The organism is Rhizobium sp. CFBP 13644 (assembly GCF_014842165.1).
In the GTDB taxonomy this organism is placed as follows: Bacteria; Pseudomonadota; Alphaproteobacteria; order Rhizobiales; family Rhizobiaceae; genus Agrobacterium; species Agrobacterium tumefaciens_C.
Genome location: NZ_JACYVF010000005.1, coordinates 101,015 through 126,607, shown reverse-complemented (window position 1 = coordinate 126,607; position 25,593 = coordinate 101,015). Strand labels below are relative to the sequence as shown.

Sequence of the window (25,593 nt, the reverse complement as noted above, 5' to 3'; positions counted from 1 at the left end):
TTAAAGGTGACATCTGTCGCTCAGAATTGAGCAGGGCAGCTAAACTTCGCAAGCGCGTCCAGCCTGAAAGGATTGAGCACTGATCCAAATTGAATATCGAACTCTGCCACCTGACCGCTATTCTCAAACCTCGCTCGCAACAGATCACCGGCTTGATTATCGATTTTAGCATCATCGAGCAGGCGGAAAGGAGACCAGTCTCCGTTTTCTGTTTTCGCCTGCTGCCAACCACCTGGCTGGAAGGCGATGCGCGAAAGATTGGCGGAGTTGGCCTCCGATGGCCACGTGATGGATTTCGCCTGAACCGGACCATGATAATAGACGACCCGCTCGCCTTCGATTTCCAGCATCACCGCGCTGGATGCCTGAGACAGCGACACCGGCTTTACGTTGATGGAAACGGCTGGGACTTCACTTCCATTGGGAAAGAATGCGCGGAAGATCTTGTCGGCATTTTCGAACTGCGCAATGGCGTCGCTCGGTATGCTCGTCGCGCCAAATGTGCCCTTCCAACCCCATGGGTTTGTCGTCTTGTCCACGAATGGCTCCATGCGCTGTTTGAAGAACGTCTGGAAGGTGCCGGTCGGGCCGAAAAGCCTCGTGAAATCCGCCATCGCAACATCTCTCGGCGATGCCCGATCAAATGGGTAGCGTCCAGAAACTATGGATGAGCAAAGTGAAGCTGCCTCTGCCGCCCAAAGGTCGGCAATCCGGCCACGGGCGGATTTGACCGCTAGCGAGCCGACATCGGCGGCAAGCCCAGCAACCCATATATCAAGCGGTGCCGGAAGCTGACGGGCCTCTTGCAACAGATCCTGATTGGCTTTCGTCAGCTGGCTGTCCACATCGAACACCTTCGCCACCTCATCTGATGTGGTTGAGGAGCGTGCCAATTGCTCATGCAGTTCTTTGATATTTGCCAGAAGCTGTTCGGATGGTGAACCAGCGTCCTTGCTGCCATTCTCCTGGTTGGCACTGCCTGTACCTTTCACCGCCAGCATGTCGCGCAGAGGGCCGTAGGGGTCGGAGGCATCGACGGTCGCAGATAAAATCGCAGCGGTATTGTCGCCGTCTGCGGTTGAGGCAAGTGTCGTCAAACTTGCCCCCGCATTGGGGCGCAGGTCTGTGGCATCGGCAATGGATCTGGCGGCTTCAATGACAATGTTGCGATCATTGGCCAGAATACGTGTGGTCTCCACCGCGTCACCAAGGCTTTGCGAAGGCTTGATGCGGACATCTGTGAGAAGGTCGTTCCAGCGCTTTTCAAATCGGTCGAAGTATATCTGAAGGGCGGCCTGCGCCACGGTTTCAACCGTTGCACCACGAATGGCATCGTCAGACCCGCGAACCCAGGCCTCAGACAATGCGACGCGAGAGGCATAGGAGACCTGTGGAATGACGACGCTGCGATATCCATTGGCGGTAAACAGCCCTTCGATACCATCCACCAGCGGTGCCTTGCTTTCACGTTCCACGGCACGTTCGCCAAGCGGACCGAACGCACCAGAAGGGTTCCACTCCGCAAGCTCGCGTGCCTGCGGAAGGCCGGCCAGAATATCATAGGCACGCGCACCTATGGCCTGATTCCGGATTGTATCGCGCGCTTTAGAAATCAGCCTCGCATCAAGTTCAATCGGTGCAAGTGCACCAGTTGCCAGAGCGCGAGCGTGTCGATTGAGTGCATCGCGGGCAGCAGCGCGCCCATCCCCCGGATAGAGTGAGGCAAACATATCCTGCGACTGCACAGTCATGAAATCGCGGTCGAGATTACCAAGACCACCCAGCATGCCGTAAAGCTTAAGTGAGTTGAACGTGCGGGTCACATCGTTCTCATCTTGCAACTGTTTTTGCAATTGCACGATCATGCGTGGCAGGAGCAGTGCATTCAGCGCGCGCTGGTAGGCGTCCCGCTGCCGTCCCGCGATCTTTTCTTCCTGATCCAGGCCGAAGCCAACGTTCCAGACGCGATCCTTCTGAAAACCGGAATTCACGTCGCGCAGATTGTCGAGAGCGGGCAGGATGCGCAGAAAATCTGCATCGGATACATTGCGGACCGGAATGCCCTGTACCAGCTGCTGATAGGCGTTGAGCTTGCGGTCTGCTTCCGCCAGCGCCTGCGTGTTGGCGAAATAGGTAAAGATCCAGCCAGCAAAGACGATGGCGACGACAGCCGTACATACGCCGTATGCTAGGCGCCGGACCAGCAACTGTCTGCCGGAAAGGCGCTTGTCACGCATGACGAGTGCGGCTTCCGGAAAGATGACGTCCTTGAAAAGGCGCACGAGAAAGTAACTGCGGTGGGCGCGAGGCGCTGTTGTGCCAGCTTCCGCCTGTGTGCCCGACGCAAAGTAGACACCCCGGAGCAACGGCGATTCGATGAGCGGCGAACTGGCGCAAAGCTCGCTCAGTGCCTCGTGCAGTCTGTCCTTGAGCTTGGAAAGTTCTGCCGGGAAGCGGAAAATGCGCCCCCTGATCTCGGCATTCTGCTCCTGTTGCAACCGTTCGATCAGCATCGCATCGACACGCTGCTGCAACAGTTCAAATTCTTCGAGAAAGCGTTGCGGAAGGTCCTGCCCAGAATAGCTTTCGTCCAGCTTGAATGTCGTGCCCCAGACCTGATGGCGATCCGTCTTGTTGAAGCCATCGAAGAATTCGATGAAGCCATCCAGAAGGTCGGCCTTTGTCAACACGACATAAACAGGCACGCGGGCGTGCAGATACTCGTCCAGTTCCGACAGACGCTGCCGGATGGAGCGAAGCTCTTGCCGCTGCTCTTCCGGGTCACGCGTCAGAAGGTCGTGGATGGATAGAGTGACGAGGGCGCCGTTGATAGGCTGGGAGCGACGATAGCGCCGAAGGAGATTGAGGAAGCCCTCCCATCCAGCCTTGGATGAGCCGTCGAGATCGTCCTGTGTTGTATAGCGACCGGCGGTATCGATGAGGATTGCCTCGTCCGTGAACCACCAATTGCAGTTTCGCGTGCCGCCAATCCCCTTCACAGCGCTTTCGCCCAGAGCGTCACCCAGCGGAAATTGCAGGCCGGAATTTGTGAGCGCCGTGGTCTTGCCGGAACCGGGCGCGCCAAAAATCACATACCAGGGCAGATCGTAGATATAGCCGAACCGCTTCTTTGTAACGCGGCGCAAGAGGGCAAGCGCTTCCTTCAGTCGGGTCTGTATCTCCCCGACCTCTGCATTCCGGTTGTTCAGCGCCTCCTGCTCGATGCTGTCTACGAGTTCCTTGTCCTGCTTGCGGGCACGGAAAAGTGTGACGGCGATGTAGATGATCCAGATCAGCAGGATAATGCCGATGGCGATCAACCGCGCTTGGGTTGTTCCGAATGGCTTGAACGTGCCGAAGCTGACCAGATATCCGTAAAACCAGATGACGACGCAGAGCGCCACGGCCCACAGCAAGGAGATGAAACGCCTACCAATGATGGAAGCGTAGCTATCGACATATGACCGGATCGTATAAAAATAACTCAGCGGGTTCATTGCTGGGCCTCACCTGGTTGCTGTCCGGTTGTCGTTGTAATTGTGGGGGAAAGAATGCCCGCTTCGCTCAGTTGCTCGCCGGGATTGGTCAGCACCATGATTTCAGTTCTGCGGTTCTTCTCGCGACCTTCCGCCGTGTTGTTATCGGCAATCGGGTCACTATCGGCGCGGCCCTCGGTCAGGATGGCATCGGGACCGGTGAAGGTGGAGAGAATATCGCCCACCGCCTTGGCACGAGCTTCCGAAAGGTGCCAGTTTGATGGAAACTGGATGGTTTTGATCGGCACATTGTCCGTGTAGCCGATAACAACCGCACGGAACTTGTCGGCCGCAAGTGCGCCGCCAATTCGTTGGATCAGATCACGAAATTGCGGGCTGACATCGGCGCTTCCCACATTGAAGAGGCCGGAATTGTTGATGCGCACGCGAAGGCGCCCATTCACATTTGCCAGCGTTACCAGATTTCTTTGAACCTCTGGCTGGAGGAAAGCCATCAGATTATCCAGTCGCGTCGGTTTTGGCGGCTCGACAGTCCTTGGTGGCTCGGCTCTCGGTTGCTGCGCGGCGATTGTGGGTGTTTCGGGTGGGGAAGGCGGTGTTGTGATCAGCACACTCGGCGTATCCGTTGGCGGCAACGATGCCAGCCGCTCGAAGGTTGTGTCGGAGGCGCTGTTCAGAGACAGGGTGAAGAACAGATAGCCAAAGGCAAAGGCCAGTGCGATCAGTGAGAGCAGCGTCCAGAGTGCTGCCATGGTACGCAGCGGCGTGTGGCGGGCTTGGACACCCTGCCAGTGTGGAGACAGTTCACGCTCAAACACGCCATATTGGCCAATCAGCGTTTTATAGAGGCTGTCGCGAATTCGGGAAAGCTCGAGCGCTCCCTTGGCGGAAACGCGCGTGCGCCCCTCAAACGCCAAAGAAAGGCTGAGATAGAGGAGCAGCAGAAGGTCCTTGTTGGCACCCGGCGACTGGTGGAAATGGTCGAGAATGTCGAATACGCGGTCACCGCCGGTCACATCATTATGGAAGGTGGAAACGAGGCCGGAGCGCGCCCATCCCGCACGCACGCCCCAGGGCTTGCTCAAGATAACGTCATCCACGGTCGCACAGACCACGTAATGAGCGGCTCTGGCGCGTTCCGGGCTGATACGGGCTGACCCCAGGTCGCGCTCGTAACGCGTGATGGCCTCCATGCAGGCACGGCGCAGATGTTCGGGGTCCGGCTCAACATCGCTGAAGCGCAGCACATGCGCGAGGTTGAGCAACGGCGCTGCCGATTGCACCAGCGTTGGCACCTCTTCTCCGCCGAAACGGAAATTGGAGAGCAAAGCGTCGATCGGCAGCGAACTATCGCCGCGTCCCGCACGGGGGGGCACGATGTCAGTCTCGATGATGTCATCCAGAATGGCAGCCATGTTGCGGGCATTTTTGTTTCGAAGCCGACTTTCGTCAGTGATTTCCACCACTGTCGGCAAATCCTGCCATGAAGAAGGCTTGTCGTTGCTCATTCGCGTAACGCCCACATTTCCATCTCAAGGCCGGGGAACTCACCCGCGAGATGCAGCGCAATTGCGCCAGAGGTTTCAAGCTGCTTCCAAAGAGGTGACTTGGTGTCGATTTCGAAATAGATGGTGCCCGAACGATAGGGGAGCTGACGCGGCAACACTGGCAGAGAGCGGACGGGGATGCCCGGAAGCGCCACATTGACCAGCTCTGAAATGCGCTCCACCGGACCGACCTTGATCTGCGCTGGCAGTTTGCGGCGAATGTCCTCGGCGGACATGTCAGCTCGCACGGCGAGAACGAAGCCGGAGTCGCGCAGGAGGGTGCGATCATGAATGGTTCCGACGCGAACGCCGTGCCTGCGTTCCACCAGTTCGATGGCTACAGCGGCCTGCTCCAAAACGGCTGAGAGCGATGTGCGCAGATCATCGAATACCGCGGCAAAACTGGTCTTCAGATCGTCATGCCGATAGGGCGGAAAATCCGTTGCGCGCTTTTTATCCGTCGTGAATGTGGCAAGTTCACCGGCCAGCTGAATGCAATCCTCGTAAAAGCGAATGGGGTGGAAGCGCGTTGCATTGGCGGAACGGTGAGCAAGCAGCGGATCGGCGCGATTGAGTATCTGCAGAAGGAAGTAATCCCCCACTTCCGCCGTGCCTCTGATCGTCGGATCACCGATCCGCTCCGAAATGGCCTGTGCCCGGTGCCTGACGATGCCAAGCAACTCGGTCAAAAGTTCGCTCAGCCGAGATGACGCGGCGCAGTTCAGCACCGGCGGGATGAAATCTGGGTCCAGGATTACGGCGCGGTCAGACCTGACTTCAACAACGCGAGCCAAACCTATGAGGTCATAGCCGGAAAGATCATCACCGGTTTTCAGGAACTTCAGGCTTAGCCGTCCAACTTCGATGGGTGCTACGAAATCGGTATCAACATTGGCGTCCGTGGCCTCATAGGTCGTGGCAACAATCCGCACGCTGTTGACATCGGCTTTTCCACCGGTGGACATGTCAGCCTTGCCGGGTTGGCGGGCGGGAAGCGCCAGATACACAATGGCATTCTTGACGCTCTCATCCAGATCGAGCGGCAAAGGAAGGTCGGTATCTTCAGGGGCTTCAAACGGCGTTCCATCCGGCAGGATACCGCGCAGATTTGACAGGGCGAACTGCCCGATGGCAAGTGCGCTTCGGTCTATGCCAATCTCTGCCACACCCCAAGGGTAGGGCGAGAGATTGCGCGTCGTGTTGCGCACAAGTCGTTCCGTCCAGCGGTCGGATTGCTGAAAATGTTGAACGCGAAGGAACATGCCCTCGCTCCAGGCGACCCGGTTTTCATGCCTCATCTTGGTTGCTTACCCCCTTGGTGTCTGTTTGGCGTGGGTTGAGAGCCTCTTCAGGTCCGGCGTCTCCACGCGCTGCCCGTTGAAGAAACTCCCTGACCGATAAAGCTCGGCCACCCTGTTCGAATTGCTTTTTGAATGTGGACCAGTAGTCCGTTCTGCTGATCATCTGCCGCCATTGCTTGCGGGCAAGCAGGGTGCGCCAGTCGTTCTGCGCGTCTGCCTTCGCTTCGATCAGCCTCGGCTCCAGCTTGAGCGTGGAGGTACGGATCAGCGTTTCGAGCGATGACGCAAGGAGCCGTTGCTGGCGAATGAGGCCTTCAAGTCGCGCCCTGTCGGTCGTTGCATCGGTCTCATGCACGAGGTCGGCCGGGTCGATATCCAGAACGGCCAGGCATTCTGCCGTTTCTCTTTCCAGTTGCGTCAGAAGATCATCGACCGGGTCATGACCCGGCGCGCTGTTCAAAGCCTCCGGCTCCTTTTCCTGCGTTTCCGATTCCGGTGTGAAGATCGCGTCGAAATCCTGAGCGTCCGGCTTCGGCTTTGCAGGGCGGGACACGAGTACGGGAATGTTCATTGCATCGGTATGTTCGTGCTTGCTGCTTTCGACCGGCTCCTCGTTCCAGTCATTTGGCAGCACGGTGCCAACGCCACTGGTGGAGGGCGGGGCATCCCAGCCCACTTCCACATTGCGCGAGATGGTCTTTGTCTTCTTCCCCGATGGGCTTGGTTCAGCATCAGGCCAGCCGTCATTGGAAGCGCCTGCGGCGATCGGCCCGCGTGAGGCACGACCGCTCGGGGCAATGTCTGAGAGGATTGCCGAGATTGTCATTGTCTCGTCGCTGATGCGCAGTGACTGGTCGGGATCACTAAAATCCGCCTCTGCCTCACCGGTAATCACGACCTCGAAAGTCCGCGTGCCGATGCCGATGCGTGAGCCACTTTGCAGGCGGCTCGTCTCTCCCTCCAGCAGCTGCCGCCCATCGACCTGCGTGCCATTGGCGCTTTGGTCGACAATGAAGAACCCGGCCTGATCCCGGGAAATAGTGCAATGATGCTTGGAGACTCGCCTTGCATCATCGTTCACCTGCCAGTCGCTGTCGCTGGAACGCCCAATCATGCGACTGCCGTGTTCGAGGCTCCATTGGTTAGGCTTGGCTGTGCCGTTCGTTTGTGTGTCCTTCAGCACAAGTTTCATGATAGCGCCCTCACGCTTGAGACCGCCGAGCCTTCGCGCTCGGTTACGATTGCATCCATGCTATCCTTGCCTGCCGGTGCCACCCGTGCCCAGCTGTTCCAACCAAGCCTTGCCGGGGAGGCGTCCTGGCCAAGGCGGCAAAACGGAATGTCCTCTTTCTTCAAAATGACCTGAACATCGAAATCGAAACCGCTGCCGACGAAAAGGCGTGCCACGGCGAAGATTTCGGCAAGACGTTTCGAACCGGGCGTCAGCGCCAGATAATCCGCATAGCCAACCGGGCCGAGAACGATGCGAAAGCGGCTGCTGAAATCCTCGATGGCACTGCCAGCTGTCACGTTCTGGCCCAGACACAAGCCACCGGCTTGCCCAAGCTGGCTTTGCTCGTGGACAGGCAGCGGCACCCAGCGTCTGCAGAACTGCTCGATGGTTACAGGCAGGCCGGTGAATTCCTGCAGCATCGAAGTCAGCGCCGTCGTGTTGCGATTGCGATTTGCCAACAGGCCGCTGAACCGAAGGAGAACGTCGTCCTTGACGCCAGCGTTATCACTCAAACCTGCAGTGCCAAAGCCTGTCAGGGCCAGCAAGGTCTTGCGGAAAGCATTGTTTTCGCGGTCTTGCGACCAGCGCAGCCCACGCGCCATCCGGTATTTTTCGGTCGCCGAAACAAAGAGTTCGCTGAAACGGGCGGCAAACAGGTTGAAGAAGCTCGTCAACGCCTTGGAGCGATTGCGCTCCTCGCGCTGCTGCAATTCCGAATAGCTAGGCGGCAACGAACCCAGCGGCCCGATGATAGGGGCAAAGGCAGAGCGCAGTTCGAGCGTGCCATTCTTCCTGCGATAACCGCTGATAACAACGGGGGTAGGGCGGGCACCGTTATGCGATCCGATCGTCAGCTCATCATCGGAGGCCAGATGCTGCGCAACCCGGAATGCCGTGGCAGGCTCGAAGCCACCTGGGTTCGTTGCCAGAAGCTCTGCTTGCTGTTTCTCAATGTCGAGCATCTCACGCTGCATCGTCTTCCTCCTACAACAGGGGTCGGTCCGCCGCACGGGCAGGCCAACGGGCAAGAGGTTCGGAGTGGCCCCGCATTGTCGCGGTCAGGCGGGTGAAGCTGTTGATCGAGGTGTAGAGCCCGAAGAAATGGTTGAGCACACTGGCGAAGATGTAGGCCGCAGGCCTGTCGATCATTGCTGGGTCGAATTCGAGCGTGATGTCAGTGCCGGGAACCATGGCAGAGCCAATGCGCGCATGGGAATTACGGGCTTCGACTGATGTAATCGCGTCCACCAGCTGTCGCGTTTCAGGCGAGTCGCGGAAGGCATAAAGGGAGAGAATATCCTTCAGCGGAGCGCCACCATTATCGAATAGCGAAAGGTGATTGAGCAGCAGGTGCGAGACCAACCGCCATTCTCGCGCCGAACGTTCACTCATGCGGATGGCGGGCGTTGGCGGCATCAAGGCCTGGATCGAGCCCACGGCCTCGTTGCCTGCCGAAAGCTGCAGAAAGGGATGCCCGCCACCAAACGGAAGCTGGCTTGGCAGTTCGCGGTTGATGCACAGCGTATCGACGCTTGCGACAACATCAAGCGGCCCCAGAGGGCCACGCTGCTGATCGATGAACGCAATATCCGTATCGGACGAACCGTCATCATCATCAAAACGGCGATAGGTCTGCCAGAACACGTTGGAGCCGTTGCTGCGTTGCGTGCGACCGAAGAAGGGTGATGTCTTCCCGATCTGGCCGGAACGGGTGGTCAGTTGTACGTTTTCCACGCCATAAATCTCGCGGGTCCGCTGCCGTCTTGCGTCCGGCAGCAAGCGATATTCCGTTCTTGTGCCATCAAGCGTCAACGGCTCACAGCTCTGCTTGAAAAGATTGATGACGGGTGACGCGTTGAGCACGAAATCCTTCGCGGCAACCATTCTCTCGAGGCGAGAGTCGGCGGCATCAAGATAGATGTAGAGCTCACAATCGCTCCCGCCCCATTGATCGAGCCCGGCAATATCGAGACACAGGAACTTTTGCGGAAGCGCGAAGAACTCTGTCAGCAGGCGGTAGCCATCAAAGCTGTTTGCCGGGTAGGGCAGCATCGCCTCGTCCTTCGAGAAGCCCGATGGCTTCAGGCTCGACGGCGGTAGAAACACGGCGTTGCGGTCTTCGGAATGCTGCGCAAGCGCAAGGCCGATGCAGTGGTTGGTCAGCAGTTCATGAAGCGCCGTTGCCTGCTGCCACGCCGAGGAAATGAAGACCTGCAATGAATTCAGACCCATTTCGCCAAAGCTTGTGGGCCGGGGCGAGGTGGTTCGCAATGAAAGGCGCAGACACGATGCGGCTCCAGCGGATGAGGGCGAAAAGGGCGCATCGATCGGCTGGCTGGCAAGCGTCGCAGAGGCGATCTCCAGAGGTACGATGTGGACGTCCTGTGTGGTGCGGAACCGGCAGCTTTCACCGCCAATCGGCTCTGCCAGAATTTCACTATGTCGGGGCAGGGTCTGCAGGGTTGCGAGCGCGGGGCTGGGCGAAAAATGCACGACGCTCATGGAGGGCAGCGGTGCAAGATAATGCGGGTACAACGTCTCCAAGAGGCTGTCGGAAAGCTCCGGAAACTCGTCATCCAGCTTTTGGCGCACGCGGGCTGCGGAATAGGCAAAGCTTTGTATCAACCGTTCGACATGCGGATCATCGGCAACCTCGCCGGTCATCCGAAGTCGGCCTGCAATCTTCGGGAAAGCGGCAGCGAAGCGAGACGCGCGCTTTCGCAGTGCAAAGAGCTCGTCATTGTATTTTTCGAGAAAGCCTTCAGCCATGACCCGCCTCCACAAGGAAACGCTGCGTCGATGGATCAATCTTGGACTCAAAGCTGATCGGCGGCATACCTTCATGAAGGCGGAAGGTCGCGTTGATCCGCATCCGCAAAGCCCGGTCTCCATCAATGCGGTTTTTTACGATCGTCACCGTCACGTCGGACAGGCGCGTTTCGAACATCGAAATCCGCCTTTCGATTGTCTGCGCCAGCTTTGCCTTGGATTGGTCGGTCACCAGATTTGCCGAGAGAATGCCGTCTACGCCATAGCTCACCAGCGCGTCCGTCAGCTCCTTCAATACAGCGGGCGGACCTGCCGGATTGCGCCTGGTGTTGAGCAGCTGCTCAAGATCGCGCCTGATGACTTCGCGCATCTCCCGCACTTGGTCGGAAAGACTTGTCGGCGGATCGCTCTCCATATCCGGCGCGTCATCCAGCAGCCGGTCGAGAACCGAGCGAGCCAAAGTTCTTTGCTTGGGGCGGTACTGTTCCAGCGGATCAACCAAGGGCAGACTGCCTTTCTTGTTCATGCGCCGGTGCCGACATGCTGGAGATTTCATGGAAAGGCACAAGATCATCGCCAACAATCAGGCAGCGTTGCCCGCTGCCAGTCACAAGCGCCGCGTCCTCGTCCCAGACTGTTTCGCGCGCTAGCAGCAGTGATGTGCTGGTGTCATTGCTATGGTAGAGCGCAGGCAGCAGGACTGAGGCGATAGCGCCATCGCGAAGGGTCAATTCCGCCTGCCGGTAGGCGAGATCACGCGGACGGCTCATGGGTTCTATAGCGAGGCTTTCGATGCGATCATAATCGATCCAGAGATATTTTCCGCCGTTGGTCAGCACTTCAAGCGCGTGAGGTACACGGTCGTCGAGGTCGCGGATGTAGCCCGCCTTGCCCTCGTTTACGGTGAGGGAAATTTCGGCACGCTTCTCATCCAGCTCGGCCAACGCCTTGCGTGCGGCTTCCAGCTGACCTTCACGAGTAGCGATATTGGCCCTGATGGCAAGCTGGTCCAGCTCGGATGGTCCATGTGTAAAGTCCGGAACGGCACCCTTCTCGAACCACGCTACCCGCGCCGCCATGGCCCGCAAATGCTGGCGGAAAAGGGAAAAGCCGACGGCATCCTGAGGGGAGAAGGTCGAGGCCACATTGCATTGGGCGTCCGCCTTCTCAAGTTCACCCGCCAGTATCAGAAGATCGATGTAGAGATAGCGCCCCTCTTTCTCGGATGCGTTTTTCTTCACATGGTCCCGAGCATGGGCAATCGCTTCCTGTAATTGGTCGGCATCGATGAGGCGGGTGATGTCGTCGCGAAGTGTCATGCTTGTATCCTTTGTGGCTCAGGCGAAGACCGCGTAATCGATGCGGTTGGCGTGGTTGTCTCGGCGATGAGGTGAAAGCTGGTGGATACGTCGTCCAGCTGGAAATGCGGCTGCAGCCGCACCGTGCAGGAAAAGCTCCCCGGCTTTCCGGGGATTTCGTAAACCTTGATGCCTGCTGAGCGCAGCGGATAACGGATGCGAAGCGAAGCTTCGGCATCGTCGTTGCCCAAAGTGTAGGACGACAACCAGTTTTCCAATTTGCGCTCAATCGTCAGGGCATCGCTGAGCTGGCCGATATCGTCGCGCATGATGACCTTGAGGTAGTGCGAGAAGCGCGAGGCGCAGAGCACATATTGCAGCATGGCGGCCAGCCGCGCGTTCTGACGGGCGCTTTCCTTGGAATAGTGGCCGGGGGCGTGAAGGGACTGATTGGCATTAAAAATCGCCATGCTCGACAGATATGTCGTTGAGACAGGCACGATGCCGAGATCGGAAAATTGCTGCTCCTGTCCCATGGTCAGCTGCATTTCCACCGGCGGCTGGGCGGAAAGGCCGTTGCTCTCGATGCCCAGATCAAGCGGTGGCAGCTGCCAGGACGACAGCATTCCGCCGTCGATCTCATCCTGCGTTACGCCGCGAATATCGGCAAACCAGCCTGAATCGATGAAGTTGCGCACCACCACTGAGGCGAAGGCGAAAGCGGGGTTGCCCCACAGCAACGTATCTCCGTCTTCGCCAATGTGTTCGCGAAATGGAAACGGGTCTTCGCGTCGGCGGGAAAAGGGTTTGTGGGGCGAGCGAAGCAGGATGCGCGGCGCAACGAGGCCGATGAAGCGGCTGTCATCACGGGCGCGCAAGGCATTCCAGCGCAGGCGCGATTTCTCCTGCTTCAGCCATGAGAAATCCTGCACGCGGGCCAGTTCCGAAAAATCTTCTAATCCGATTGTGGACGGAGAGGCACCGGCAATGAACGGGCAGAACGCGGCAGCAGCCACCATGCCGATCTGCGACAATGTGGTGATGCCGTCTACACCATCAATATCCTCAGGGGAAAATGCGTAATCACCCACCATCAGGCCGATGGGCTCTCCACCCGGCATGCCGAATTCACGATTGTAGACAATTTCAAAAAGATGGCTCTGGTCGAAGTCGGTCGCTCTCTCCATGCTGCGCGCCAGTTCACGCCAGCTGGCATTCAAAAGCTTGATCTTGACCTCAGGGCTACGGCTCGCCTCGCGCACGATCATGGCAAGGCCACGCCACCGTGCTTCCATGGCCTGAAAATCGGCATGGTGCAGAATAGCGTTAACCTGGCGGTTCAGCGCGTCGTCGATCAGCGCGATGAGCTGATCGGCCTGACTGCGAATGTCCGAAACGGACCGTGGCGGCATGAATGGGCTCCGGGCAAGAAGGCCGGGATGGGGGCGGGAAAGCCCCCATCACCTGTTTGGTTCAGTTCTTGGTTGGAATACGAGCAACCATTCGCAACGATGTGGTCAGTTCTTCCATCTGCAACCACGGACGCATCCATGCGACTGCGTTATACGCACCCGGCTTGCCCGGAATTTCCTGAACGGTCACCTTTGCGTCCCGCAGAGGATATTTCGCCCGCGACTCTTCGCCCGCCTCGTCATTGGCGTTGACGTAGTTGGAGATCCAGCGGTTGAGCCAGACTTCGCAATCGGATGCTTCCATGAAGGAGCCGATCTTGTCGCGACCCATGACTTTCAGGTAATGCGCGAAACGAGAGGTCGCCATCATATAGGGTAGGCGTGCGGAAACTGCGGCATTGGCAGTTGCTTCCGGGCGGTCATAGAGTTTCGGCTTATGGGCCGTTTGCGCTCCGAAGAAGACGGCATAATCCGTGTTCTTGTAATGGCACAGCGGCAGGAAGCCGAGCTTGCCAAGTTCAGCATCGCGACGGTCGGTAATGCCAACTTCAGTCGGGCATTTCAGATCCAGATCGCCGTCATCGCTGGAGAAGACATGCATAGGCAGGTTTTCAACCTTGCCGCCATTTTCGGCCCCGCGAATGGCCGTGCACCAGCCATATTTGGCGAAGGCGTCTGTCAGCTTCGTTCCCATGACGTAGGAAGCGTTCATCCAGCAATACTGGTCGTGCGGCAGGTCACCATTCGGGGAACCATTCGTCTCATCATAGGCAAACTCGTCCACAGGATTTGTCTTCGGGCCATAGGGCATGCGCGCCAAAACACGTGGAAGGGCCAGCGTGACGAAGCGTGAGTCGTCGCTCTCGCGGAAACTACGCCATTTCGCATATTCCACCGTGTCGAAGATCTTTTCTAGATCGCGCGGCCGTGCCAGGTCGCGGTAATCGTCAAAGCCGAACATGTGCGGGCTCGCAGCCGAGATGAAAGGCGCAAAGGCGGCAGCGGCAATGGATGACGCGCCCTGGAGCAGCTGGATATCATCGAACGAATTGTCGAATTCGTAATCTCCGATGATGGCACCCATAGGCTCGCCACCGGGTGTTCCGAACTCGTCTTCGTAGATGGATTTGAACAGCCGTGACTGATCAAATTCCACAGCCTTTTCAAGATCGCGTCCCAACTCACGCTTGGATGCGTTGAGAACGCGGATTTTGAGGTTCACGCTGGTTTCGGAATTTTTGACGAGGTAGTTCAGCCCGCGCCATGTGCCCTCGAGTTTGGTGAATTCCGGGGATTGCATGATGGCCGAAAGCTGACTGGATATGGCCTTGTCGATTTCGGCAATGGCCTGGTTCAACGTAACGGTCAGGTTGCGGTCATATTTGACGGTGCCTTTCAGCGCCTGGTCAGTCAGCGTGCGCAGCAGATTCTGGGCGCGATCCGGTTCGGTCTGGCGAGTGGCAGCGACAACCTTGGACAGCAGACCGCCGTCCTGTTCGGTTGTTGCCTGTGTCTCATTCTTCAGCAGGCTCTCAGCGCTCATTTTTCAATCCTTCCAAATGCGGCTTCTTTCGCCGCTAGAACAGGTGAAGCCCCGTGCGCCGGGGCCATCAAAGACAAGTTGAACCGCAGCGAATTACTGTGGTGCGCCATTTTTCTCTTTCAGTTCGGATACGAGCTTGCCGAGATCCGTCTTATTCTGAAGGATGTCCTCCAACAGCCGCTCAAGGTCTTCGGACCTGTCCGCCTTCGACAGAAGGTCACGCAATTCATTGCGCGCATCGAGCAACGCTTTAAGCGCAGGCACCTGGTCGACAACCGATGCCGGAAGGAAATCGTCCATGCTTTCGAACTTTAGGTTCACCTGTATATCGGTGCCATCGTTATGCAGCGTGTTGGGGACGGCAATGTTCAGACCAGGTGTCATACGGCGCATGACTTCATCGAAATTGTCGCGGTCGATCTGAACGAATTTCCGCTCGCCGAATGGCTTCAGCGGCTGCGTCGGGTTGCCGGAAAAATCGCCGAGAACGCCAACCACGAATGGCAGTTCCTTCACCACCATCGCGCCTTCGGTTTCCACCTCGTATTTAATGTGAACGCGGGGCTTGCGAACCCGCTCCAGCTTTTCGTGCACACTTGCCATTCAAACCTCCTTGATGCCTTTTGGGCATTGCTGACTGAAGAGAGCGCACACGCTCCCGTGGTTTCACTATTTTCCGTTGTTCTCGCCGCCGGGCTTGATGCCCGCAGCCGTCAGCACAGCGTTGCGTGCCTGCGCCTCGGGTAAAAGCTCCGCGAGCAATTCTGAAAAATCCATGCGCCCCCTGCGAACCAGTGTTTCAATGGCCAGCGATATTGGAGAATGTGGCTCCATTCGGCGGAAATAACGCGCAACTGTAAGAAGAGTTTCAAACGCGTCGTCCCGTGAAGCGATTTCTTCTGGATTTTTTATCGCTGGTTTCTGAACCGCTGGCTGTGCTGGTGCGCCGCCATCCTCCGCTATCCGTGCAATCTCGCCGACGGCAGCAGGAATTTCGTCGCGCCCGCCAAGCGCGCGGATAGCGGCTGCGACCTCGATCAGGGCGTTGCGAATGTTGGAACTGGCAGGCGCATTCGCCCCGCATTTCTGCGACAGGATCGTGCTGATCTCATCAAACAGCGACAGACACGCATTGACCTGCGCAAGATGGGCCGACATGGCCGCAATGCCTGCTTCGGACGCCGCATTATACAGCTCCTCCTTGCGTTTGGTTTCGGATGACCTTTGCGCCAGCTGGAAATCCCACAGCGTGTTCTCACCGAATTTGCCGCCAGGAATGAGAGAGCTGAGGCGCAGAGGCTGAATGAGCGTTCCCTCGCTTCCAATGCCGTTCAAACCGGCAAAGGGTGCAAATCTTTCGTCATCATCCTCGTCGCTGATAGAGCGAACCGACTCCCACTGGTTGCAAAATATATCATATGTAACGCGGTAAACTTCACGCAGCCCGAGAAAGCCCTTTAAGCGTAGTTCTGCTTCAGCAAGCCATGCTAATATTTCAACGTCGCGACTTTCCGAATATATAATTTGCAATCCGAGATTGCTGACCTCTATCCATTTATTAGAAACCCGAAGAACTTCTTGTGGTGAGACAGTGCGCTCTTCTGCTCTTGCTTGGTTTCTTTCGTCTTTAATTTTGTAATATAGTTCGCGAGTTCTTTGGTTGGAGCGAATATTTTCTCCACAATCGCCAAGGTATTCTTTAACTGAAATGTCTTCATTGAGATCCAAAGCCAGTTTATCCCCCGTAAAAAATGATAGTTCTGTGACAGTTACTTCCGTTACGTAAGGTTATTCACTGAACAGACTTATGGAAAATGAGGCATAATTGTGACCACCCTTTTTTAAACTCGCCAAATAAAAATGCAACTTTCGGCTAGACAAGCGAGTTTTAGCAACCTAACTATGCCACGTCACGTTGTGGAATGATCCAAACTGGAGGCTCGCTGCATGTCGCAAATTGATCTCAATCGCCTTGTAGAAGCGCTTGAGCCGGGGTTGCGCGTGTCGCTTGAAAGCGCTGCATCTATAGCTGCGCGGCGCGGTCATCAATTTGTAGATATTTCTCACTGGTTGTGTGCAGTTGTGGAATCGGACACCAACGCTGACCTTTTCCAGCAACTTCAGATACCGACAGACAAGCTCCAATCCGAGATTGATCGTGCTCTCGATGAGGCTGCGATTGGTGATGGAGAAGCGCTGGCGCTCTCGCAAAACGTGTTGACTGCAGGACGTGAGGCCTGGCTTCTGGCATCCCTGCAGGATGGCCGCCCAAAGATTGCGCTGCTGCATCTTTTGCTGGCTTTGGACGAGGACGCATCGCTGCGCAGCATGGTCCGCGCCGCTTTTCCGTCGCTTAAACTCATGGATCGCGGCGCTTTAGAGCGTTTGCGAAGCGAAGATGTGTCGCAACCGACAGAGAATCGGACAGATCCGGCGCTCGGCGGTGCTGGCAAAGAGCAGAATGATTTCTTGCGCCTCTACACGCAGGACATGACGGACGATGCGCGGACGGGAAAGCTGGATCCTGTCATTGGCCGTGACGACGAACTTCGCCAGATGGTTGATATCCTGACTCGCCGTCGGCAGAACAACCCTATTCTGGTGGGAGAGGCTGGCGTTGGCAAAACCGCAGTCGCCGAAGCTCTGGCGCTGGAAATCGTGTCAGGCAACGTGCCCGAAAAATTGCGAAATGTTCGGCTGTTGAGCCTCGATCTGTCGCTGCTTCAGGCCGGGGCTGGCGTTAAGGGAGAGTTTGAGAGGCGGTTGCACGGGGTGATTGACGCGGTAAAGCGTTCAACTGATCCCATCATTCTTTTCATCGATGAAGCACATGGTCTGGTTGGTGCGGGTGGCGCCAGCGGGCAGGGCGATGCAGCAAATATATTAAAGCCTGCACTTGCCAGAGGTGAAGTTCGGACTGTCGCCGCCACCACCTGGGCTGAATACAAGAAATACTTCGAGAAGGATGCGGCTCTGACCCGGCGGTTCCAACCTGTGCATGTGCGCGAGCCGGATGAAGCGACGGCCATTCGGATGTTGCGTGGTGTTGCGGATAGTTTTGTGCAGCATCACGGCGTCGTTATCCGCGATGAGGCGATTGTCGCCGCGGTGCAATTGTCCGCTCGTTACATGCCCGCCCGCCAACTGCCCGACAAGGCCGTCAGTTTGTTGGATACGGCATCTGCCGCTGTGTCGCTGGCACGCCAGACGCTTCCTGAAAAGCTGCGATCCATGGAGAATGAACGAACACTCCTTTCCACCGAACTGGAATGGCTGGCGCGTGAACCAGCAAGCGAGGACATAACCGCCCGCATTTATGCGACTAAGTCCGAAATTGGAAATCTGGACACGGCTATTGAAGGGCTGCACTCGCGCTACGACGCCGAAATCGCCGTGCTGAGTGCTCAAGAAGACGACAAGGGCAGGGCGCCCGATAGTTCTGCCAAAAAGAAGCGCAAAGCTTTGGCAATCGCCCCTGACAACAGTGACGAGAGGTTGGTCCCGACCGTTGTTGATAGGGAAATGATCGCCGCTGTCGTCTCGCGCTGGACTGGTATCCCCCTCGGCAAGTTGCTGGCGGACCAAATCGAAAGTGCGAGATCGCTTGACCAGCGCATGAAACAACGGGTTGTGGGTCAGGATTGGGCGATTGATCGTATTGCCGATGCCATGCGCGCCGCCCGCGCCGGTCTGTCTGATCCGCGTCGCCCGCCTGCAGTGTTCCTGCTGGTTGGCATGTCAGGCACGGGCAAGACTGAAACCGCGCTTTCGCTAGCTGACATGCTCTACGGCGGTAACAGCCACCTTACGACGATCAACATGTCCGAATTCAAGGAAGAGCATAAGGTCTCGCTCCTTCTCGGTTCACCCCCCGGTTATGTCGGGTACGGTGAAGGCGGCGTGTTGACTGAGGCGGTCCGCCGCCGCCCGTTCGGGGTCCTGTTGCTGGACGAAATCGACAAGGCACATCCCGGCGTTCAGGATATATTTTATCAGGTTTTCGACAAGGGCATGTTGAAGGACGGCGAGGGCCGGGACATCGACTTCAAGAACACGACCATCTTCATGACGGCGAACACAGGTTCGGAACTGTTGACTGCGCTCGCTGCCGACCCGGATACGATGCCGGATGGAGAGGCGCTTGAAGCGCTGCTCATGCCGGAACTGACGAAACAGTTCAAACCGGCATTCCTGGGACGAACGGTCATTCTGCCGTTCATGCCTTTAGGGCCGGAGCAGCTTTCCCGTATCGTCGATATGCAGATCGCTAAGGTCAGCGGACGCGTTCACGATGCTTACGGCACGGAGTTGGCTCTTTCAGATCGCGCCCGTGATGCGCTGGTCGGACGGGCGGGCTCGAGCGAAATTGGCGCACGCGCCATCGAAATCATGATTGGCAGGGATTTGTTGCCGCCACTCTCCAGTTTTTTCCTCGAAAAGGTCATCGCTGGTGAGAAGGTGAAGCGGATTACTGTCGATTTTGGTGAAAGCGGTTTCGACATCATTGTCGGAGCGGCTGGGGAAAGTGATGAATTCGCAGCAGCCAAAAAGGGTGCAGTGGATAAAGTTGCCGCGTCGGATGGGAAGTCCCGGCGCATGCGGCAGTAGTTGAGAGGCAAACACGACCTCGGAGCAAGAGGTCTTTCATTAGCTACAGGAGCATTAAGCATGCCAATTTATTTGCAGATCGACGGTATTCAGGGTGATGCGACTCACGAAGAACACCGGAAGTGGATGGATATCGAGGCCATTCACTGGAATGTTTCCCGCAACATGAACACCTCTGCTGGTTCTGCTGCAAACCGTGAAGCCTCCGAGCCCACCATTTCGGAAGTCATTCTCACGAAAGTCAGCGACTCGTCCTCCACAAAGCTTTTCAGCGAAGCGTGCTCTGGCCGTCAGGGCAAGCTTGCAACGATCCATCTCGTTACCACGGGTGACCCAGGCAACACCTACATCCAGTACCTGCTGACGAACACACTGATCGCCAGCTACTCCGTCGATTCCAGCGGTGATCGCCCCGTGGAGACCATCAAGCTCAACTTCACCAAAATGGAAGTTAAGTACACGCCTGCCGATGAAAACAACACGCAGCAGGCGCCAATGATCGCTTCTTACGATCTGGCAACAACCAAGGCCGGCTAACAAATCGGTTTGGCCCGGCGCTTCCATAGGGCGCCGGGCCAGCTCTTGCGTCATCGCAGTTCCGACAGTTCGGATACGCGCAGGTTCCATTTGTGCCAGGTGTTTACCGTCCGCTCTCGGACGCTGCTGGGAGAAGTTATCAATGCCAAATTTCGCTGTTTCAACGGACTCTTTCGTCGTGCGCCCGGTGCGCCAGGATGAGGTCGTACCTGTTCAACGCATGGGTAAGGGTCCTGACTCATCCTATATGTCTCTGCCGGATGGGCCTCGCCAATTCAATTCGCGGATGGCCGCTGGCGGTGCTGTCGCTGCAGTTTTCAGCCAGATCTCGGGTGGGGTCAATGAATACTCGCTATCGGTCTGGCTCAAGAAGTGGCTGAAGGCGAATGATGCCAAGATCAAGCAAGCCCTTCTCCAGAAAGGCCACGGTGCATTCGCCTTGCAGGTCAATTACGCGATCGGCAATTCCTTCGGTAATCAGGTGTTCATGTCGCGAGACATCTACCTGCTGGGAACTGCGCAATCGGGAAAAGAGATCGGCACCGTTTTGACGCCTGAGCTGATGTTCGGTCCAAAAATCGATGACGTCCCAAACAACGCGACGAAGTTCAAATATGCATATCTCGTCGGAGAGCGTCTCTAATTGCGTTGAGCTCGAGATTTTTGCGTATGTATAGCGGAGATAGACTGTGACCGAACAACCATCGTCGTCCGATTTCATCCAGGCCAGTCGTGTTTTGAAGGTCAAGTCGCCGCTCGGCGAAGACCAACTGCTGCCCGAGCGGATGGTCATCAACGAGGGTGTTTCGCAACTGTTCGAGATACAGCTGAATGTCCGTGCCAAGAAGGAAGCAGTGAAGCCGGAAGAGCTGATCGGTCGCTTGGTCGATGTGTCAATCGAGGTGCAACAGGGCGATGGCGAAGAAGGAAGCGGCATCCGCCGCCCCTTCAACGGTTTGGTGACCGACCTGCATGAGGGGCCGCCGATCACTCGTGGTCTTCGTTCCTACGCCATGACCATCCGCCCGCAAATGTGGCTTCTATCCCGCCGCTCCGATTGCCGCATCTGGATGGACAAGACATCGGTTGATATCGTTGAAACGCTTTTTTCCGAGCACGGCATTCCCGCCCCGGATACTTCAGGCATCATCAAAGTTCCGCCTGTGCAACACTATAGCGTGCAGTTCAACGAAGATGACCTGTCTTATTTACTGAGACGTTTCGAAGAAGATGGGCTGTTTTACTGGTTTAGCCACGAGGACGGTTCTCACAAGCTGCATGTGGCCGATACCGCCAATGGATGGCTTGGACCATCACCTTCAGCACAAGGCGAAGGCAAGGTGAGGTTGGCACAGGGTTCTTCGGATCGCAACCATATCAATGACTGGGCACGCCGCTTTTCCTATGTCTCGGGCCAGCGCGCCGGTGCAGATTGGAATTTCGAGACACCTGGAATGGTGCCAGGCAATATGACGCCGTCACTTGTACAGATGCCGGACGCGACCAAGCGTGAGCTTTATGAATATCCCGCCCGCATCAAGACCGTGGAAGAGGCAGAGCGCGCCCAAAAGCTGCGTGCGCAATCGATCGAAGCCGACCACGACCGCGTCTTCGGCGGATCGACCTCCCGCATTCTCGAAGCCGGTCGCCGCTTCACCCCATACGAGGTTGCCCACCCCGAACACGAATACGAAGAACACGTCATCTTAAAAGCGAGCCACACCATTGTGGATCGCTCCTATGAGACCAACAGCAACGAGCCGGAATACCGCAACACCTTCGAAGCCATCCCCGCCCGCGTACCCCTCACCCCGCACCGCTCGACGAAACGCCCGAAGATTGAAGGCACGCAGGTCGCCATCGTCGCCGGTCCCGAAGATGAAGAAATCCACCCGGATCAATACGGCCGTATCAAGCTGTGGTTCCCGTGGGACCGCAAGGCCAAAAAGGATGGCACCGATACTTGCTGGGTCCGCGTCGCCCAAAACTGGGCAGGCTCTACCTGGGGCGGCCAGATCATACCGCGCATCGGCATGGAAGTGATGGTTGCGTTTGTGGATGGTGATCCGGATAGGCCTTTGGTGACGGGGGTGGTGCCGAATGCGCGTCAGACGGTGCCGTATGATTTGCCGGCTAACAAGACGCGTTCAACATTCAAAACCAAGACGCACAAAGGGCATGGCTTCAACGAGTTAAGATTTGAGGATGCGACAAATGAAGAAGAAATTCGTGTTCACGCCCAGAAGGATATGAACACTATCGTGAAGAATCATCGTTCCGCTGTAGTCGAACAGAACTCACTTGATACCGTTGGGCGAAACAGGATGAGTGAAACAGCTGGCTCGGCATACAATGTTGTAGGCGGATCTATGACGCTAAACATTGGCCCAAGCCAATTCGCATCATCCGCTGTTCATAATCTGGGAAACTTGACAAATAAGGTATCGGCCGGAGCTTACACTTTGGTCAACAACATGATGCCAATATCCGATCCAGGAGATTACACCGTCGGAATAGACGGTCGCCACACGGTTTCGGTCGGTCGCGGAGCTTTCGAATTCATCAAGGGTGATAAGACCGAGAACATTGGAATGAATTATTCGATCGTAACGAGAAAAAACAAAAGTGAGAACGTTAACGGCAATTTCACTGTGACATCAGGTGGAGCTTACTACCTTTCCTCAGCCAAATCACTCACGCTCAGATGCGGAAAAGCAAGGCTTTCAATGAAAGCAGATGGCACGATTACGTTAGACGGCGTGACGATCTCGATTAACGGTCAGAGAATCAATCTAAATTGAGGTAGTTATGTCGTTATCGGCCGAAGAAAATAAAGTATTGGTGAGGTACTGCGGGATTTTCGCGGTTGACCAGACGCACATTGCTGACAACCGAAAACATGCCTTCGGAATTCTTGGCGCCATGTATGCTTATCCATCTGTTCGCAGTCAGTCTGACCGACACAAACTACGGGATGCTACGCTTCAAGAAACAGCACGCGTATGGGGACAAGACTCGCTTTTCTTTGCCGACGTCATCCGGATTGTTTCGCTCTCTATGCACCAAGCTGAATATTATGTACGGCGCCACAAGAGTAACGACGAACTGATAGAAGAGTTCGGATACCAGTTGATCGCTGTGATAGTTCTGGAAGTCATAGGAGTGGGGGGGCTTGGGGGGGCGGTTCGGGGCTCCTTTAACGCCGGTGCAGCGAAAGCCATCAGTGAAAACAGTCTTCGGGCCGGACTTGAAGCCGCAAAACGGCGGATGCTTTTGGGAGCTGGAAGCGCAGTCTTGGAAGCCGCCGCCATAAGATGGGGGGCGGCTTTGGGTATCTGGGCGGCAGCATTCGTTGCAGCTTTACTTATCGCTCATGAAGTAATGGTAAGTAACCTCGAGGAAATCAGGTCAGAAATAACCGAGCGCCATGGAAAAGGGGAAGCTTCAGATGAAGAGTTGGAAAAAGTACAGAACACATCGTTCCTAGACATAATCAACCGAGGTCTAGAGCCTTACTGGTAGAGGTAAAATGAAAAAATATGGATTCTTGAAGGCTGTCTTCAATATCGTCTTGTTGTTTTCACTGCCAGGGGCATTTGTTCTGGGCCAGAATAATCCGTCGACGACTATCACTCCTTTGTATCCATATGTTGCGATGCAACTTTTCTGCGCCTGTGTAGTAGCGACCGCATTTTGGTGGCTCTTTGTGAGAGATCGATGAGTATCAATGAGAGGAGGATGCAACTTGCCCCCAGCCCACCGCCGCACTGACAGAGGCTCCGGCCACTCCTGCCACTTCCCGCCAACCCTCGCCACTGGCGGGAGCCCCAATGTCTTCGTCAACAACAAGCCGTTGATGCGTGTGGGTGATGCCTATGTGCCGCATGGTTGCCCGGTGTGCCCGGAGCCTGTCCATGGGCGCAAGTTGGCTGCTGGGTCATCCACTGTCTTCATCAACGGCAAGCCTGCCGGGCGTATCGGTGATGCTATTGATTGTGGCGGGCAGGCGCAGACGGGTTCGGGCAATGTCTTCATCGGTGATGAGGGTAGTTCCGGCTCCGGTGGTGCGGGCGGGACGGAGTGTCAGAAAAGCATGGCGTCTCAGTCGATGCCGATGGTGCGAGGGTAGATTTCATGACACCTGATGCTATTGACGAGACCCAACTGTCTTCAGTCGCTCAGGCTTTGCTGAAAAGTGTTTCAGAACTTGTGTCCGATCCAGACCACCGCGTTTACGTCGCAATGGACGGATCCCAATTTGATGATCTTCCCAAGCTGTTGAAGGCAGCCAATGTCTCTCACAGGCCGCTCTATCGTTACGGAGGTGGTGACTATACGGTTATCGTCGGAGGTCCATGGCTGATCGACCCGTATCAAGCCGCGCTCCCCAAAACGATTGACCAGACCTTGGTCGATGAGGGCGCAGACTACATTTCTGATGAGGACCTCGAGGCACACTCTGCCGCACTTTCTGCAAACATGGTCTCGGCGCTTGAGGCGGGTGATGCGACCGGCGGCGGAATGCTGCCTGCACAGTTTAGCCATGCCCCGGGTTTGGTCATCGAGCGTCTTCGGCAAATCGTGGCGCTTTGCGATGGAAAGCCCGCGGCTGTTTTCTGGTCGGGTGAAAGATCTTTGAATTCCGAGGACCTCTATAAACACCTGCGGGGCCTCAACCGCATATCCGTGCCGAAAAACTGGAAAGATAACCAGTCTCCAAACGAAGTGTCGCGCGTCCGGAATGACGAGGAGGTTGCCACCGCAGGCGATGTGTGGCCGTCAGAACACCTGACATCCGCCGGGCAGGAAATGGTCATCTTCAGACACGCGGACGCAAATGTCATGATGCAGATGATCCCGGCTCTGGATGAGGCTCAACTCGCGCGTCTGTTCGGCCCCGCGACGCAGATTATCTTCGCGCCGGATAAGGTTTGGGGCGGCGGCGTCAAGAGGGCAAGACAAGCGTCGTCTGCGCAACATCACGGCAAAGACGTACTGAGGCTTTCCCCAGTTCAGATTAAGAATATCTCTCTGCTGCGAGATGAAGTATCCTCCCAACGCATTTCACACTATCTGGAGCGGAATGCTTCAAGCCACCTGCGTCACCTCAAGCAGCAAGATCGTGACCGCTGGATAGCATCGCATATGACAGAAGCGAGATCGCTCGGCGTGCGGTCTGAAGCGGATCTCGGTCGTTGGTGTTATTTGCAGGCCATCGCTAAGGGCCAGCTCATGCGCCAGCCCGGTGTCGTCGAGTACATGAGAAATGGCGGTGAACACGCGCCCGACACCAAGGTTCGCTTGTTATTCAGGTCGGTGGAAACCGCAGCAAGCAACAGCGAGGTGTCTTCATGACATCACTTGCGCTAGGCGCTCCACTTCTGGCAGGTGGGCCACCAGGCTGGGTTGCTTATGGTCTCCTCGCCGTCGCCACCATTGGCGGCATCTATATCGTCAGCGAAATGTCAGAGGCTGATAGTGACGCGAGCAACACGTTGAATAACAGTGATGCATCTGAATGCACGGGAGATTGCACCGAGGAGAAAGCAAAGAAAGAAGAAGAAAAAATCGCTGAGATGGATGCAGATTCGGTTCAAAAGCCCGGTGATAAGGACTTCAACAAGGACCGGGCCGGCACGTTCGATGATGCAAATAAAGACTTCGATGACCTCGTAGAAGGCAACGAGGTTGACAAGGGCAACGGTGTACGAATTGGTAAGCTCACTGATGGCCGCACGGTGACGGTCAGGCCCAATAGTAAAAGCAACGGCCCTACACTGGATATCATAAAGCCGAACGGAAGACCCTTCCGGAAATATAGATATCCCGGCAGCCCGTCGAGTTGAG

20 protein-coding genes are annotated in these 25,593 nt (G+C 56.4%); 8 read left to right on the top strand and 12 right to left on the bottom strand.

The annotated features are described in order from the left end of the window. Positions 1-20 precede the first annotated feature (20 nt). From tssM to tssA, 12 genes are all read right to left on the bottom strand, one after another. Positions 21-3,497 (bottom strand): type VI secretion system membrane subunit TssM, encoded by a 3,477-nt coding sequence (gene tssM / locus IFT53_RS14600; protein ID WP_192065676.1) that lies wholly within the window; start codon positions 3,495-3,497, stop codon positions 21-23. Continuing rightward, entirely contained in the window at positions 3,494-5,005 is a 1,512-nt protein-coding gene (gene tssL / locus IFT53_RS14595) for a type VI secretion system protein TssL, long form (RefSeq protein ID WP_192065674.1), read from the bottom strand. Before tssL ends, tssM begins: the two co-directional genes overlap by 4 nt. After that, positions 5,002-6,342, bottom strand: a complete 1,341-nt coding sequence (gene tssK / locus IFT53_RS14590) for a type VI secretion system baseplate subunit TssK (protein ID WP_192065673.1) — start codon at positions 6,340-6,342, stop codon at positions 5,002-5,004. Before tssK ends, tssL begins: the two co-directional genes overlap by 4 nt. Next, positions 6,332-7,537, bottom strand: coding sequence for an FHA domain-containing protein (locus tag IFT53_RS14585; protein WP_192065671.1), 1,206 nt, complete (start codon positions 7,535-7,537; stop codon positions 6,332-6,334). The genes tssK and IFT53_RS14585 overlap by 11 nt, the downstream gene beginning before the upstream one ends. Next, positions 7,534-8,553, bottom strand: coding sequence for a type VI secretion system baseplate subunit TssG (gene tssG / locus IFT53_RS14580; protein WP_192065669.1), 1,020 nt, complete (start codon positions 8,551-8,553; stop codon positions 7,534-7,536). Before tssG ends, IFT53_RS14585 begins: the two co-directional genes overlap by 4 nt. Before the next feature lie 10 nt (positions 8,554-8,563). Then, entirely contained in the window at positions 8,564-10,348 is a 1,785-nt protein-coding gene (gene tssF / locus IFT53_RS14575) for a type VI secretion system baseplate subunit TssF (RefSeq protein ID WP_192065667.1), read from the bottom strand. Further along, positions 10,341-10,850, bottom strand: coding sequence for a type VI secretion system baseplate subunit TssE (tssE, locus tag IFT53_RS14570; RefSeq protein ID WP_192065929.1), 510 nt, complete (start codon positions 10,848-10,850; stop codon positions 10,341-10,343). The genes tssF and tssE overlap by 8 nt, the downstream gene beginning before the upstream one ends. Beyond that, positions 10,843-11,667: a type VI secretion system accessory protein TagJ gene (locus IFT53_RS14565; protein ID WP_192065665.1), complete on the bottom strand. Its 825-nt coding sequence runs from the start codon at positions 11,665-11,667 to the stop codon at positions 10,843-10,845. The genes tssE and IFT53_RS14565 overlap by 8 nt, the downstream gene beginning before the upstream one ends. Further along, positions 11,664-13,058 (bottom strand): type VI secretion system contractile sheath large subunit, encoded by a 1,395-nt coding sequence (tssC, locus tag IFT53_RS14560; protein WP_192065664.1) that lies wholly within the window; start codon positions 13,056-13,058, stop codon positions 11,664-11,666. Before tssC (IFT53_RS14560) ends, IFT53_RS14565 begins: the two co-directional genes overlap by 4 nt. Before the next feature lie 61 nt (positions 13,059-13,119). After that, positions 13,120-14,601, bottom strand: coding sequence for a type VI secretion system contractile sheath large subunit (gene tssC, locus IFT53_RS14555; protein WP_192065662.1), 1,482 nt, complete (start codon positions 14,599-14,601; stop codon positions 13,120-13,122). Between the two features lie 93 nt (positions 14,602-14,694). Continuing rightward, complete coding sequence (gene tssB, locus IFT53_RS14550; protein ID WP_192065660.1) at positions 14,695-15,204, bottom strand: type VI secretion system contractile sheath small subunit; 510 nt, start codon at positions 15,202-15,204, stop codon at positions 14,695-14,697. A gap of 66 nt (positions 15,205-15,270) precedes the next feature. Further along, positions 15,271-16,329: a type VI secretion system protein TssA gene (gene tssA / locus IFT53_RS14545; protein ID WP_197980261.1), complete on the bottom strand. Its 1,059-nt coding sequence runs from the start codon at positions 16,327-16,329 to the stop codon at positions 15,271-15,273. Positions 16,330-16,548: 219 nt separating this feature from the next. Here tssA and tssH point away from each other — a divergent pair, with 219 nt between their 5' ends. The 8 genes from tssH (at position 16,549) to IFT53_RS14505 (ending at position 25,592) form a co-directional block, all read left to right on the top strand. Continuing rightward, positions 16,549-19,209, top strand: a complete 2,661-nt coding sequence (gene tssH / locus IFT53_RS14540; RefSeq protein WP_192065658.1) for a type VI secretion system ATPase TssH — start codon at positions 16,549-16,551, stop codon at positions 19,207-19,209. A gap of 60 nt (positions 19,210-19,269) precedes the next feature. Then, positions 19,270-19,746: an Hcp family type VI secretion system effector gene (locus IFT53_RS14535; protein WP_042619944.1), complete on the top strand. Its 477-nt coding sequence runs from the start codon at positions 19,270-19,272 to the stop codon at positions 19,744-19,746. A gap of 142 nt (positions 19,747-19,888) precedes the next feature. Next, positions 19,889-20,389 carry a hypothetical protein gene (locus IFT53_RS14530; protein ID WP_192065656.1) on the top strand — a complete coding sequence of 167 codons (501 nt, stop codon included), beginning with the start codon at positions 19,889-19,891 and terminating at the stop codon, positions 20,387-20,389. Between the two features lie 46 nt (positions 20,390-20,435). Continuing rightward, positions 20,436-22,547, top strand: coding sequence for a type VI secretion system tip protein TssI/VgrG (tssI, locus tag IFT53_RS14525; RefSeq protein ID WP_192065655.1), 2,112 nt, complete (start codon positions 20,436-20,438; stop codon positions 22,545-22,547). 7 nt (positions 22,548-22,554) lie between these two features. Next, positions 22,555-23,268 carry a hypothetical protein gene (locus IFT53_RS14520; RefSeq protein ID WP_192065653.1) on the top strand — a complete coding sequence of 238 codons (714 nt, stop codon included), beginning with the start codon at positions 22,555-22,557 and terminating at the stop codon, positions 23,266-23,268. Positions 23,269-23,491: 223 nt separating this feature from the next. Then, positions 23,492-23,875, top strand: a complete 384-nt coding sequence (locus IFT53_RS14515; RefSeq protein WP_192065651.1) for a PAAR domain-containing protein — start codon at positions 23,492-23,494, stop codon at positions 23,873-23,875. A 5-nt stretch (positions 23,876-23,880) separates the two neighbouring features. Then, a complete protein-coding gene (locus IFT53_RS14510; protein WP_192065649.1) occupies positions 23,881-25,101 on the top strand; it encodes a hypothetical protein in 1,221 nt (406 codons plus the stop codon). Next, positions 25,098-25,592: a hypothetical protein gene (locus IFT53_RS14505; protein ID WP_192065648.1), complete on the top strand. Its 495-nt coding sequence runs from the start codon at positions 25,098-25,100 to the stop codon at positions 25,590-25,592. The genes IFT53_RS14510 and IFT53_RS14505 overlap by 4 nt, the downstream gene beginning before the upstream one ends. Position 25,593: the final 1 nt, after the last annotated feature.